Origin of the sequence: Pseudomonas sp. MWU12-2020 (genome assembly GCF_023100605.1) — a bacterium.
GTDB classification, from domain to species: domain Bacteria; phylum Pseudomonadota; class Gammaproteobacteria; order Pseudomonadales; family Pseudomonadaceae; genus Aquipseudomonas; species Aquipseudomonas fluorescens_H.
On the sequence record NZ_JALMEX010000012.1, the window covers coordinates 168,997 to 181,871 of the forward strand.

The window sequence follows — 12,875 nt, forward strand, 5'->3', positions numbered from 1 at the left end:
AGGTGAACTCCAGGCTAAGACTGCCTTTGGCGCTCCTTATATCGATATTCCTGCTGCGGGTAAAAAAGATTTTTTCAATCGACGAATCAATTATTCCAATAGCCAGTCAATCGTCCGAGGTTTTGTGTTTGTACTCGCACAAATCTTCGATCCGGCAGCTGCCACAGCGTGGCTTGCGCGCCAGACACACATAGCGACCATGCAGAATCAGCCAGTGGTGAGAGTCGAGCAGGTAATCTTTCGGCACAAACTTCATCAACTTCTTTTCCACCTCGACCACATTTTTGCCCGGGGCAATGCCGGTGCGGTTGCTCACGCGAAAAATGTGCGTGTCGACCGCCATGGTCAACTGACGAAAAGCGGTATTGAGCACTACGTTGGCCGTTTTGCGGCCAACGCCGGGCAGCGCTTCCAGTTCTTCGCGCGTCTGCGGGACTTCGCCATTGTGCCGTTCGACCAGCATGCGACAGGTCTCGATAACGTTTTTCGCTTTGCTGTTATAGAGGCCGATGGTCTTGATGTATTCGGACAGCCCTTCGACGCCCAGCGCGTGGATCGCCGCAGGGGTATTGGCCACCGGAAACAGTTTGGCCGTGGCCTTGTTGACGCCAACGTCGGTAGATTGCGCCGAGAGGATTACCGCAATCAACAACTCGAACGGCGAGGAATAGGCCAGCTCGGTCTTCGGCTCGGGGTTGTCTTCATGAAGTCTGCGGAAGATTTCCAGACGTTTTGCGGCATTCATGGATGATGTGTTTCCTTGGAGAGAGCGTTCGAGCGGGTCCAGGCCTGGCGGGCAGCGATCAGGAGTCCGAGCAGGATGAAGGCGCCGGGAACCAGGGTGAGCAGGTGCAGCCCGTCGCTGAACAGAACCAGTCCTTGCCAATGCTCGGACAGAACGCGGCCGATGTGCCCCTGACCGAACAGTTCACGCAGTACGGCCAGCGCCAGTAGCAGCGCGCTCGACAGGCCAAAAAACGTCAGGCGCTGGGCAAGCGCCTGACGAAAGAATCCATTGTATTCCAGCACTACGCATTGCAAGGCGATCAACCCGCCATAGATCCCGAGTGACTGTTGCCACTGCAACGCCCAGCGCTGCGCGAGGATATTGGCACAACTGGTCAGAGTGGCGGCCAGCAGCAGACTGGCCAGCAACAGGCTGTTGCCAGATAACCGCAAGCGCAGTGGGGCGATGCACACGCTGTAAATCCCCACAACGGCACTCGACATCAACAACATGCCCAGTGCGCCAGCCAGTGTCGCGCTGGTGCCAAGCAGCAGCATCAGCGTCAAAGTGTTCGTCAGATTCGTCGGCCGGTTCATGATCCGGTCCCCAGCAAGATTGCCCGGTGCTCGTCAAAGTAGCGCAGAGCGTCATGGATGGCATTGAGAGTGGCGCGGGATGTGATGGTGGCGCCCGCCAGTTGATCGAACTGTCCCTGATCCTTTTTCAGTGCCCAGCCAGCGTCGTCAGGTGCGTTGCGCGACTTGCCGGTAAACGTCGCCAGCCACTGGTTCGGCCAGTCGCCAATGAGTCCGCCGAGCGCCGGTGTTTCGTTTTGCCGCAGGGTTTTTACTCCCAGCAGTCTGCCGTTGGCATCGATGGCGATCAGCAGTTCGATAACCCCGGCGTAGCCCTCGGTCTGGGTGCGCAACAACACTGCCACTGGCTGACCGGATTTGCTTGCGCGGTAACCTGCCAGCAGCGTGCTGTGGCTCAACGTCGTATCAATCAACGCCAGCGGCTGCTCCAGCGGCTGATTATCGTAGGCATCGGCCGCGAGTACATCCAGCAATTTGCGGCTGTCGATCAGGCCTTGCTCGCTGGCAATCTGCGGCGCACTGGCGCGCTGCATGACATAGGTCAAACCGAGACCGGCGCCAGCCAGCAGCACAAGGGTCACGACCGTAGCCGCGCGGTTCATGATTGCACCTGCGTCTGGCGGGCAGCGGCAAAACGCTCCAGAGCCGGTACACCGAGATTCATCAGCAACACGGCAAACGCGACACCGTCCGGGTAGCCGCCCCAGGTGCGGATCAGGTAGGTCAGCAAGCCGACCCCCACGCCGAACAGCAGCCGGGCCAGCGGACTTTTGGCGCCGGACACCGGTTCGGTAATGATGAAAAACGCACCGAGCATGGTCGCGCCGCTCAGCAGATGAAACAGCGGTGAGCCGTGGGAATCGGAACCCGAGCCGTTCCAGCAGAGCAGGCTGACGACAAACAGGCTGGCCAGCATGCCGACCGGCGCTTGCCAGGCAATCACCCGGCGCTGCAACAGCCACAGCCCGCCAGCGAGAAACGCCAGATTGATCCACTCCGCACCGCGTCCACCGAAGCGGCCGAACGCCGGGTTGGCCGCGAACAGCTCATCCCGGGTCAGGCTTTTGTTGATGCGCAGACTGTCCAGTGCGGTGGCCTGCACCCAGGCGTCCGGCGCCTGGCCCAGATTCAAGACTTGCGCAAAAGCGGCCTGCAGATTCATGCCATGCGCCGGCCAGTGGGTCATCGGCTGCGGGAACAGCAGCATCGCCAGGGCGAAACCGAGCATGGCCGGATTGAACGGATTCTTGCCGATGCCACCGTACAGATGCTTGCCGAACAGCAGACCTGAAGCTATCGCCGTAACGGTCAGCCACCACGGGCAATAGGGTGGCAGGGCGGCGGCCAGCAATGTTGCGCTGACCAGTGCGCTGCCATCGCTGAGCGTCGGTTGCAAAGGTTGTCGGCGCAGGCGAGTGACACCGGCCTCGACCAGCAGTGCGCTGCTCGCCGCCAGGATCAGATTGATCAACACGCCCCAGCCGTAAAACCAGAACAGTGCCAGCAGCCCCGGCAGCGTGGCCAGCAACACCCGCTTCATCGCCTGTTGCAGGCGATCATCCGGTGCCTCACGGGGCGACATGATCTTGCACCTGACGCTCGGCCGCCTGCAGGCGGGCGCGGGCTTTGTCGAGGGCTTCGCTCGGCGTGTCGGCGCGGCGTTCGAGTTTGTTCAGGTCGGCGCGGGCGTAGGCCAGTTCGGTTTTCAACTGGCGAAGCTGGCTGTCGATCGGGCGCTTTTCTACGCGCACCAGATCAGGCGCAGGCTGTTCGCTTGCCGCTTCGGCAGCGTGAAGGGCCTGCTCGGCGTCATGCAGTGCCTGTTCCAGCGTGGCGATCTGCTCCGCTGGCGCTTCGGCGGTCTGCGCCTTTTTCAATTCGGCGCGACGCATGGCCAACTGGATTTTCGCCCGCTTCAGATCCGCGTCCTTCGCCGGGGCCGGGGCCGCAGCGGCTGGAGCAGCGGTGGCGCTGCTTTCGAGTTTCGCCAGTGCCTGTTCGGCGGCTTCGAACTGCTGTTGCAACACGATCAGTTGCGATTGCTGTTCGAAGGTCGGTGGATGGCCGAAGGCTTTCAGCGATTTGTGCAATTGCGCACGGCTCATGGCGACGTCGATCTTGGCTTTTTTCAGCGCCGCATCGGCGGTCGCGGCTTTCTGCGCGCGCACCCGCTCCAGAGCGGCTTGCACCGGGTCGAGGGTGGCCACCGCCGGTTGCGCTGCGCGCCGCGCCCGGGCTTCGCGCTCAGCCTGTTTCTGCTGTTCTTCGCGCTGCAGGCGGGCGTTGCGGCGTTCAAAACGCTGGCGTGCATGATCGCGTTTGGCCATGCGCGCGCGCTGTTCTTCAAGGCTGGACGCCAGGCCACCGACCACCGGCAAGGTGCCGAGCGGCAGCGGATGCATCTCGATGCAATCCACCGGGCACGGCGCCACGCACAGGTCGCAACCGGTGCATTCGTCGATCAGCACGGTGTGCATCAGTTTCGCCGCGCCGACGATGGCGTCGATCGGGCAGGCCTGAATGCACTTGGTGCAGCCGATGCACTCGGCTTCGCGGATGTAGGCCACTTGCGGCGGCGCCGTGCCACGGCTGATGTCCAGTTCCAGCACCGGCACCTTCAACAGTTCAGCCAGGGCGGCAATGGTTTCGTCGCCCCCCGGCGGGCACTTGTTGATCGGTTCGCCATCGGCGATGCCTTGCGCATAGGGTTTGCACCCGGGGTGGCCGCATTTGCCGCACTGGGTCTGCGGCAGGAGGGCATCGATGAGTTGAATCAGACTCATGTTTTGATCAGTCCACTGAATCCGAGAAAAATCACTGCAATCAGTCCGGCGCCGATCAGATCGATCGGCAAGCCGCGAAAGGGCAGAGGAATGTCGTTGTCCGCGGTGCGTTCGCGCAAGTCGCTGAACAGGCTCAGCACCAGCCAGAAACCCAGCCCGGCGCCAATGCTCAGCGCCGTTGCCTGCAGCAGGCCGCGATCATTTTGCGCATTGATCAATGCCAGCCCGAGCACGCCGGCATTGCCCAGCAACAGCGGCCATAGCCCATCGAACGGCCAGTCAGGCAGCCCGCGATCCAGCAGCTTCAGCAGCGGTGCGATCAGCAGCACGCTGAGCGGCAAGAACACAAATAGCTGCAGTGCCTGCAGTTGCAGCGGCACCAGCAGCCAGTGCCAGATCAGGTAACCGATGATGCCAACGCTCAGCATCAGGCACGCCGTCGCCAACCCCAGCGCATGCATTTGGCGCCGACTGCCGGCCAGCAGCGGATCGACGCCCAGCGGCCAGTGCAACACGAAGTTGTTGAGCAGGGCGGCACTGATCAGCGTAAGCGCAAGTTCGGTCATGGTTCTGCCGGCAGAAACGGGCGGGTGTCACTCAAGGTTAGGCATTATCCGGCACCCGCGAAGGGTGGGCCAGATATGAAAAATCCCACAGGCCTGCAGAACATGCCTGTGGGATCGTTTTACCGCTGGGTCTTACTTGATGCGTTGACCCGGCTTGGCGCCGCTGTCCGGGCTCAGCAGGTAGATTTCTTCACCGCCAGGGCCGGCTGCCATCACCATGCCTTCGGAGATGCCGAACTTCATTTTCCGTGGCTTGAGGTTGGCGATCATCATGGTCAGGCGACCGTCGAGTTTCGACGGATCCGGGTAAGCGCTCTTGATCCCGGAGAACACGTTGCGCTGCTCGTCACCGATATCCAGGGTCAGGCGCAACAGTTTGTCGGCACCTTCCACGTGTTCGGCCTTGACGATCAGGGCGACGCGCAGGTCGACGGCGGCGAAGGTGTCGAAGTCGATTTCCGGCGACAGCGGATCCTTGGCCAGTTCGCCATTGCCCGCAGGCGCGGCGGCACCGGTATCGGTCTGGCTGGCGGTCAGGTCTTCTTTCGAGGCGTCGGTCATGGCTTGCACTTTTACCGGGTCGATGCGGGTCATCAACGGTTTGAATTCGTTCAACTGGTGGTTGGCCAGCAGCGTGGTGTGGTCGTTCCAGGTCAGCGGGGCGACGTTGAGGAAGGCCTCGGCGTCGGCGGCCAGCAACGGCAGCACTGGCTTGAGGAAGATCACCAGTTGGCGGAACAGGTTGATGCCGGTGGCGCAGATCGCCTGGACTTCATCCTGCTTGCCTTCCTGCTTGTTCAACGACCAAGGCGCCTTGTCGGCGATCCACGCGTTGGCGCGGTCGGCCAGGGCCATGATTTCACGCATGGCGCGGGCGAAATCGCGTGCTTCATAGGCATCGGCAATGCTTGGCGCAGCAGCGAGGAACGCTTCGGTCAGCTCTGGCGCAGCGTTGTTGTCGACCAGCAGGCCGCCGTTGCCCTTCTGGATGAAACCGGCGCAGCGGCTGGCGATGTTGACCACTTTTCCGACCAGGTCGGAGTTGACCTTCTGCACGAAGTCTTCGAGGTTCAGGTCGAGGTCATCGACGCCACGGCCCAGTTTGGCCGCGTAGTAGTAGCGCAGGTATTCCGGCGACAGGTGATCCAGGTAGGTACGGGCCTTGATGAAGGTGCCGCGGGACTTAGACATCTTCTGGCCGTTGACGGTCAGGTAGCCGTGCACGTTGATCCCGGTCGGCTTGCGGAAACCGGCGCCTTCGAGCATGGCGGGCCAGAACAGCGCGTGGAAGTTGACGATGTCCTTGCCGATGAAGTGGTACAGCTCGGCGGTGGAGTCCTTGCCCCAGAACGCGTCGAAGTCCAGCTCCGGCGTGCGGTTGCAGAGGTTCTTGAAACTGGCCATGTAGCCGATCGGCGCATCCAGCCACACGTAGAAATACTTGCCCGGCTCGTCCGGGATCTCGAAACCGAAGTACGGCGCATCGCGGGAGATGTCCCACTGCTGCAGGCCGGCGTCCAGCCACTCGGCGATCTTGTTGGCCACGGCGTCCTGCAGGGTGCCGCTGCGAGTCCAGGTCTGCAGCATCTGCTGGAAGTCCGGGAGCTTGAAGAAGAAGTGCTGGGAATCCTTGAGCACCGGGGTGGCACCGGAGATCGCCGACTTCGGATCTTTCAGATCGATCGGGGCGTAGGTCGCACCGCATTTTTCGCAGTTGTCGCCGTACTGGTCTTCAGTGCCGCATTTCGGGCAGGTGCCCTTGATGAAGCGGTCGGCCAGGAACATTTTCTTTTCCGGGTCGAAATACTGGGTGATCGAGCGTTGGGCGATGTGCCCGGCGTCACGCAGCTTCAGGTAGATCTGGCTCGACAGCTCACGGTTTTCTTCGGCGTGAGTGGAGTGGAAGTTGTCGAAGTCGACCAGGAACTCGGCAAAGTCGGCGCTGTGTTCAGCCTGCACGTTGGCGATCAGTTGTTCCGGAGTGATGCCTTCCTTTTCCGCACGCAGCATGATCGCCGAACCATGGGCGTCGTCGGCGCAGACATAGATGCATTGATTGCCGCGATGCTTCTGGAAGCGCACCCACATATCGGTCTGGATGTATTCCAGCATGTGGCCAAGGTGAATCGAACCGTTGGCGTAGGGCAGGGCGCTGGTGACGAGGATCTTGCGTGGTTCGGACATGTGGGGCTTCGCTACTTGATGAAACGGAGGTCGGCCACTATAAAGCGCTGGCGCATATTTTTCACCCTGTGCACCTGTTTCCGGATGACTTGAACACAATAATTGTGGCGAGGGAGCTTGCTCCCGCTGGGTGGCGCAGCCGCCCCATCCCGGCAATGTCAGATAGACCGGATAAGCCTGATTGCGCCTGCTGCGCAGTCGAGCGGGAGCAAGCTCCCTCGCCACAAAGTCGAGTCGAAGCATAAATCGCCTGACCACAAATCAATCTGCGGGGTACGATACCCGCCATCTTTTCCCAGTCTTGTTATCGGAGTTGCCCATGAGTGCCGTCACTCGCGCAGCGGTGGAAGCCGTCCTCAGCCAATACACCGACCCTTACCTGAATCAGGACCCGGTCAGCGCCGGTTGCGTGAAGCACATCGAGATCGATGGCGACCGCGTCAAGGTTCAGCTGGAAATCGGCTACGCCGCCGGTCTGTTCAAGAGCGGCTGGGCGCAGTTGTTGCAACTGGCCATCGAAAACCTCGATGGCGTGACGATCGCCAAGGTCGAGGTCAACAGCGTGATCGCCGCGCACAAGGCTCAGGCGCAGATCCCGGGCCTGGCCAACGTCAAGAACGTGGTCGCCGTGGCTTCGGGCAAGGGGGGTGTGGGCAAGTCGACCACCGCCGCCAACCTCGCGCTGGCGCTGGCCCGCGAAGGCGCCAAAGTGGGGATTCTCGACGCTGATATCTATGGCCCGAGCCAAGGGATCATGTTCGGCATCCCCGAGCGCACCCGCCCCGAGGTCAAGGATCAGAAGTGGTTTGTGCCGCTCAAGGCCCACGGTGTCGAAGTCATGTCGATGGCGTTCCTGACCGACGACAACACGCCGATGGTCTGGCGCGGGCCGATGGTCTCCGGCGCACTGCTGCAACTGGTTACGCAAACCGCGTGGGGTGACCTGGATTATCTGGTGATCGACATGCCGCCAGGCACTGGCGACATCCAACTGACCCTGGCGCAGAAAGTCCCGGTGGCCGGTGCGGTGATCGTCACTACCCCGCAGGATCTGGCGTTGCTGGACGCGCGCAAAGGCGTGGAAATGTTCCGCAAGGTCAACATTCCGGTGCTGGGCGTGGTGGAAAACATGGCCGTGCACATCTGCTCGAACTGCGGACATGCCGAGCACCTGTTCGGTGAGGGCGGTGGCGAAAAGCTGGCGACCCAATATGGCGTCGAACTGCTGGCCTCGCTGCCGCTGTCGATGCTGATCCGCGAGCAGGCCGATGGCGGCAAGCCAACGGTGATCGCCGAGCCGGACAGCCAGATTGCCATGGTCTACCAGGAACTGGCTCGCCACGTCGGCGCGCGCATTGTGTTGCAGGAAGCGGCGACGCCGGCGATGCCTAATATCAGCATCAGCGACGATTGAGGTCTTACTCAGGACAGCACTGTGGGAGCGAGCCTGCTCGCGAATGCGGCGTGTCATTCAACCGATGAGTTGTCTGATCCACCGCTTTCGCGAGCAAGCCCGCTCCCACACTGGTTTTTGTATTGCCAGTCAGATCCGCAACCCGCCATCCATCTCCAGAATCCGCCCGGTGTAGTAGTCGTTCTCGAAGATGTACGCCGCCGAATGGGCGATCTCTTCCGGCTTGCCCATGCGCTTGAGCGGAATACCCGAGGTCATCTTCTCCAGCGCTTCCGGCTTCATGCCCAGGGTCATCTCGGTTTCGATGAAGCCCGGCGCAATGCCCGCCACACGAATGCCGTAACGCGCCAGTTCCTTGGCCCAGGTCACGGTGGCGGCGGCCACGCCAGCCTTGGCGGCGGAATAGTTGGTCTGGCCGACGTTACCAGCGCGGGAGATCGACGAGATGTTGATGATCGCGCCGCTGTTCTTCAGCTCGACCATTTTCGCCGCCACTTCACGGGTACAGAGGAACACGCCGGTCAGGTTGACGTCGATCACTGCCTGCCACTGGGCCAGGCTCATCTTGGTCATTTCGCCATCCTTGACCTTTAGCAGCAGGCCGTCACGCAGGATCCCGGCGTTGTTGATCAGGCCATGGATCGCGCCGAAATCTTCGGCGACCTGGGCGACCATGTGCTCAACCTGTTCTTCATTGGCCACGTTGCACAGATAGCTGCGCGCCTCGACGCCCTTGGCCTTGCAGGCTGCCACCGCGTCGTCGAGTTTTTCCTGATTGAGGTCGACCAGCGCGAGCTTCGCGCCTTTGCCGGCGAAATACTCGGCCATGGAACGGCCCAAACCCTGGCAACCGCCGGTGATAATGATTACTTTGTCGTTGAGTTGCATTCGCATGCCCCGATAGCCGGTCTGAGTGGTTTTTGTTATTGGCGACGCTCGATCCGTACCGGTTATGGCCAGATTGCACATGAGCATTGCCCGATGGCGTGACCGGGACTTATCCCCAGGCGCCTGTCCGTTTTTTCGACGGATTCTATATAAGGAGTCATAAATTGAGCGTTGAAGCGGCCAAGAATGCCCGAGAATTGCTTCTCAAGGAATACCGTGGCGTATTGTCGACCCACTCCAAATCGATGCCCGGTTTCCCGTTTGGCTCAGTGGTGCCGTATTGCCTGGATGAGCAGGGCCGCCCGCTGATCCTGATCAGCCGCATTGCCCAGCACACCCACAACCTGCAGAAGGACCCGAAATGTTCGCTGCTGGTGGGTGAGCGCGATGCCGACGACGTGCAGGCCGTTGGTCGCCTGACCTATCTGGCCGAGGCGCAGAAGCTCGAAGAGCCGGCTGCCATCGAAGCCGCCGCCGAGCGTTACTACCGTTATTTCCCCGATTCGCAGAACTACCACAAGGCCCACGACTTCGATTTCTGGGTGCTCAACCCTGTGCGTCATCGCTACATCGGCGGTTTCGGCGCGATTCACTGGGTCGATCAGCTGACCCTGGCCAACCCGTTCGCTGGCAAGGCGGAAATCAGCATGGTCGAGCACATGAACAGCGATCACGCCAAAGCCATCGCCCACTATGTTGAACTCAGCGGGCTGCCGAAAACCGAACCGGCACAACTGGCCGGGATCGACAGCGAGGGCATGCACCTGCGCATCGGTCAGGCGCTGTACTGGCTGCCGTTTCAAGCCCCTTGTCATACGCCGATACAAGTGCGCGAAGCCTTGGTTTCTCTGGCTCACGCCGAGGTCTGGCCAAAAAATGCGGTGGCCGACGCTTGAATTCACGAAAGGGCGACGTCATCTAAGGCTTACTGCAAGGCATTTCTTGCGTTGAGGAATCTTTGATGCGCCCTTTTTTGTTGCTCTTTCTGCTGTTTCCGGTGCTGGAGCTGTTCGTATTCGTCAAAGTGGCAGGGGCTATCGGGTTTTTCCCGGCCCTGCTGCTGATCATTCTCGGCTCGATGTTCGGTGTGTTCGTACTGCGCGTCGCCGGTCTGGCAACTGCGCTGCGTGCCCGTGAAAGCCTGAATCGCGGTGAGTTGCCCGCACAGACCATGCTTGAAGGCCTGATGCTGGCACTGGCCGGTGGCCTGTTGATCCTGCCGGGCTTCGTCAGTGACGTGGTCGGTCTGGTGATGCTGCTGCCGTTCACCCGTCGCCTGCTGGCGAACAAGATGCGCCAGCGCGCCGAAGAACAGGCGATGCGTCAGCGTGCCTTCGCCGACGACCTGCAACCCCGAGGCGGTCCTGCACCGCGCCAGCCTCTTGGGCGCGAGGGTGATGTGATCGAAGGCGAGTTCGAACATCGCGACAGCAAGTAACCCCTGTATCGACACGGCACCTTCGGGTGCCGTTTCTTTATGCGCGGCATTCAAGGGGCAAATCGATGAAAAATTTTTGCCCCCCACCCTTGTAATAAGCATATGCGCCCTTATGTATCGGTCACCGAAAGGTTTCCGGCATTTGAGTCGGACAGACTTCCGCGGTTCGCTCGACGAATCGCAACCGGCGCAGGCCGGATTTGTTAAACCCGCCGGGACTACACCGGCCGATGAAAACCACAATTAGGAGAGATCGACAATGAAGCTTCGTCCTCTGCATGACCGCGTCGTCATCCGTCGCAGCGAAGAAGAAAAGAAAACCGCTGGCGGTATCGTCCTGCCAGGTTCGGCTGCTGAAAAAGCCAACCACGGTGTGATCGTCGCTGCAGGTCCAGGCAAGACTCTGGAAAACGGTGAAGTGCGTGCGCTGGCCGTTAAAGTCGGCGACAAGGTTGTGTTCGGTCCTTACTCCGGCAGCAACACTGTGAAAGTCGACGGCGAAGACCTGCTGGTAATGGCTGAGAACGAGATTCTCGCTGTACTGGAAGGCTGATTTTCCCGCTCATTTTCCCGTTACTACAAAGTATTTAAGGAATATCGATCATGGCTGCTAAAGAAGTTAAGTTCGGCGATGCCGCCCGCTCCAAGATGCTCAAAGGCGTCAACGTTCTGGCTGACGCGGTAAAAGCGACCCTGGGCCCGAAAGGCCGTAACGTGATCCTCGAGAAGAGCTTCGGCGCTCCGACCATCACCAAGGACGGCGTTTCCGTCGCCAAAGAAATCGAACTCGAAGATCGCTTCGAAAACATGGGCGCGCAGCTGGTCAAAGACGTTGCCTCCCGTGCCAACGATGACGCTGGTGACGGTACTACCACCGCTACCGTTCTGGCTCAGTCGATCGTCAACGAAGGCCTGAAAGCCGTCGCTGCCGGCATGAACCCGATGGACCTGAAGCGCGGTATCGACAAAGCGACCATCGCCATCGTCAAAGAGCTGAAAGCCCTGTCCAAGCCATGCGCTGACACCAAGGCTATCGCTCAGGTAGGCACCATCTCCGCCAACTCCGACAACTCCATCGGCGACATCATTGCCGAAGCCATGGAAAAAGTCGGTAAAGAAGGCGTGATCACCGTTGAAGAAGGCTCGGGCCTGGAAAACGAACTGTCGGTTGTAGAAGGCATGCAGTTCGACCGTGGCTACCTGTCCCCGTACTTCGTCAACAAGCCAGACACCATGGTTGCCGAGCTCGACGGCCCGCTGATCCTGCTGGTCGACAAGAAGATCTCGAACATCCGCGAAATGCTGCCAGTGCTGGAAGCCGTTGCCAAAGCCGGCCGTCCACTGCTGATCGTTGCCGAAGACGTTGAAGGCGAAGCCCTGGCGACTCTGGTAGTGAACAACATGCGTGGCATCGTCAAGGTTGCAGCCGTCAAGGCTCCAGGCTTCGGCGACCGTCGCAAGGCCATGCTGCAGGACATCGCCGTTCTGACCGGCGGTACCGTGATCTCCGAAGAGATCGGCCTGAGCCTGGAAAGCACCACCCTGGAGCACCTGGGTAACGCCAAGCGCGTGACCCTGTCCAAGGAAAACACCATCATCGTTGACGGTGCTGGCGTACAAGGCGACATCGAAGCCCGTATCACTCAGATCCGCGCCCAGGTTGCTGAAACTTCCTCGGACTACGACCGTGAAAAACTGCAAGAGCGTCTGGCCAAGCTGTCCGGCGGCGTTGCAGTGATCAAGGTTGGCGCTGGTTCCGAAGTTGAAATGAAAGAGAAGAAGGCCCGCGTTGAAGACGCCCTGCACGCGACCCGTGCAGCCGTTGAAGAAGGCGTGGTACCTGGCGGTGGCGTTGCGCTGATCCGTGCTCTGGAAGCCCTGACCGAACTGACCGGCGACAACGCTGACCAGAACGTCGGTATCGCTGTACTGCGTCGCGCTGTTGAAGCGCCGCTGCGCCAGATCGCTGCCAACTCCGGTGACGAGCCAAGCGTAGTCGTCAACGAAGTGAAGAACGGCAAAGGTAACTTCGGTTACAACGCTGCGACTGGCGAATACGGCGACATGATCGAAATGGGCATCCTGGACCCAACCAAGGTAACCCGTTCCGCTCTGCAAGCAGCCTCTTCGATTGGCGGTCTGATCCTGACCACCGAAGCTGCTGTCGCTAACGCTCCAGAGAAAGCGGCTCCTGCTGGCGGCGGTATGCCAGACATGGGCGGCATGGGTGGCATGGGCGGCATGATGTAAGCCAGCCTTACCCCTGTAACGAAAAACCC

General features: G+C 60.5%; 13 protein-coding genes and 1 pseudogene. 5 read left to right on the forward strand and 9 right to left on the reverse strand.

All coding sequences use genetic code 11. The annotated features are described in order from the left end of the window. Positions 1–106 precede the first annotated feature (106 nt). The 7 genes from nth to metG all read right to left on the reverse strand — a co-directional run bounded on the left by nth (position 107) and on the right by metG (position 6,856). Positions 107–745, reverse strand: coding sequence for an endonuclease III (nth, locus tag M0814_RS23725; RefSeq protein ID WP_103484885.1), 639 nt, complete (start codon positions 743–745; stop codon positions 107–109). Then, on the reverse strand, positions 742–1,323 hold the full coding sequence (locus M0814_RS23730) for an Rnf-Nqr domain containing protein (RefSeq protein ID WP_003227705.1): 582 nt from the start codon (positions 1,321–1,323) through the stop codon (positions 742–744). Before M0814_RS23730 ends, nth begins: the two co-directional genes overlap by 4 nt. Further along, the gene (locus tag M0814_RS23735) at positions 1,320–1,925 is read right to left on the reverse strand and encodes an RnfABCDGE type electron transport complex subunit G (RefSeq protein ID WP_103484884.1); all 606 of its coding nucleotides are present in this window, start codon (positions 1,923–1,925) and stop codon (positions 1,320–1,322) included. The genes M0814_RS23730 and M0814_RS23735 overlap by 4 nt, the downstream gene beginning before the upstream one ends. Beyond that, positions 1,922–2,905 carry an RnfABCDGE type electron transport complex subunit D gene (locus tag M0814_RS23740; protein ID WP_103484883.1) on the reverse strand — a complete coding sequence of 328 codons (984 nt, stop codon included), beginning with the start codon at positions 2,903–2,905 and terminating at the stop codon, positions 1,922–1,924. Before M0814_RS23740 ends, M0814_RS23735 begins: the two co-directional genes overlap by 4 nt. Continuing rightward, positions 2,892–4,106, reverse strand: coding sequence for an electron transport complex subunit RsxB (rsxB, locus tag M0814_RS23745; RefSeq protein ID WP_103484882.1), 1,215 nt, complete (start codon positions 4,104–4,106; stop codon positions 2,892–2,894). Before rsxB ends, M0814_RS23740 begins: the two co-directional genes overlap by 14 nt. Next, positions 4,103–4,672 (reverse strand): Rnf-Nqr domain containing protein, encoded by a 570-nt coding sequence (locus M0814_RS23750; protein ID WP_103484881.1) that lies wholly within the window; start codon positions 4,670–4,672, stop codon positions 4,103–4,105. The genes rsxB and M0814_RS23750 overlap by 4 nt, the downstream gene beginning before the upstream one ends. A gap of 132 nt (positions 4,673–4,804) precedes the next feature. Then, a complete protein-coding gene (gene metG, locus M0814_RS23755; protein WP_103484880.1) occupies positions 4,805–6,856 on the reverse strand; it encodes a methionine--tRNA ligase in 2,052 nt (683 codons plus the stop codon). Between the two features lie 319 nt (positions 6,857–7,175). On the opposite strand from metG, the gene apbC reads away from it, so the two are divergent. Next, complete coding sequence (gene apbC / locus M0814_RS23760) at positions 7,176–8,270, forward strand: iron-sulfur cluster carrier protein ApbC (RefSeq protein WP_003227693.1); 1,095 nt, start codon at positions 7,176–7,178, stop codon at positions 8,268–8,270. Positions 8,271–8,289: 19 nt separating this feature from the next. On the opposite strand, the pseudogene M0814_RS23765 reads toward apbC, so the two are convergent. Beyond that, positions 8,290–8,403 (reverse strand): annotated as a pseudogene (locus M0814_RS23765) (metal ABC transporter ATP-binding protein); the annotation flags it as partial. Then, positions 8,400–9,158, reverse strand: a complete 759-nt coding sequence (locus M0814_RS23770) for an SDR family oxidoreductase (RefSeq protein WP_016773416.1) — start codon at positions 9,156–9,158, stop codon at positions 8,400–8,402. The pseudogene M0814_RS23765 and the gene M0814_RS23770, both read right to left, overlap by 4 nt. A 164-nt stretch (positions 9,159–9,322) precedes the next feature. Here M0814_RS23770 and M0814_RS23775 point away from each other — a divergent pair, with 164 nt between their 5' ends. The 4 genes from M0814_RS23775 (at position 9,323) to groL (ending at position 12,846) form a co-directional block, all read left to right on the forward strand. Further along, positions 9,323–10,054, forward strand: a complete 732-nt coding sequence (locus M0814_RS23775; protein WP_103484879.1) for a DUF2470 domain-containing protein — start codon at positions 9,323–9,325, stop codon at positions 10,052–10,054. Positions 10,055–10,119: 65 nt separating this feature from the next. Further along, positions 10,120–10,596, forward strand: a complete 477-nt coding sequence (locus M0814_RS23780) for an FxsA family protein (protein WP_003227687.1) — start codon at positions 10,120–10,122, stop codon at positions 10,594–10,596. A gap of 259 nt (positions 10,597–10,855) precedes the next feature. Next, positions 10,856–11,149, forward strand: coding sequence for a co-chaperone GroES (locus M0814_RS23785; protein WP_003227685.1), 294 nt, complete (start codon positions 10,856–10,858; stop codon positions 11,147–11,149). Positions 11,150–11,199: 50 nt separating this feature from the next. Continuing rightward, positions 11,200–12,846, forward strand: a complete 1,647-nt coding sequence (gene groL / locus M0814_RS23790) for a chaperonin GroEL (RefSeq protein WP_003227683.1) — start codon at positions 11,200–11,202, stop codon at positions 12,844–12,846. The last annotated feature ends 29 nt before the right edge of the window (positions 12,847–12,875 follow it).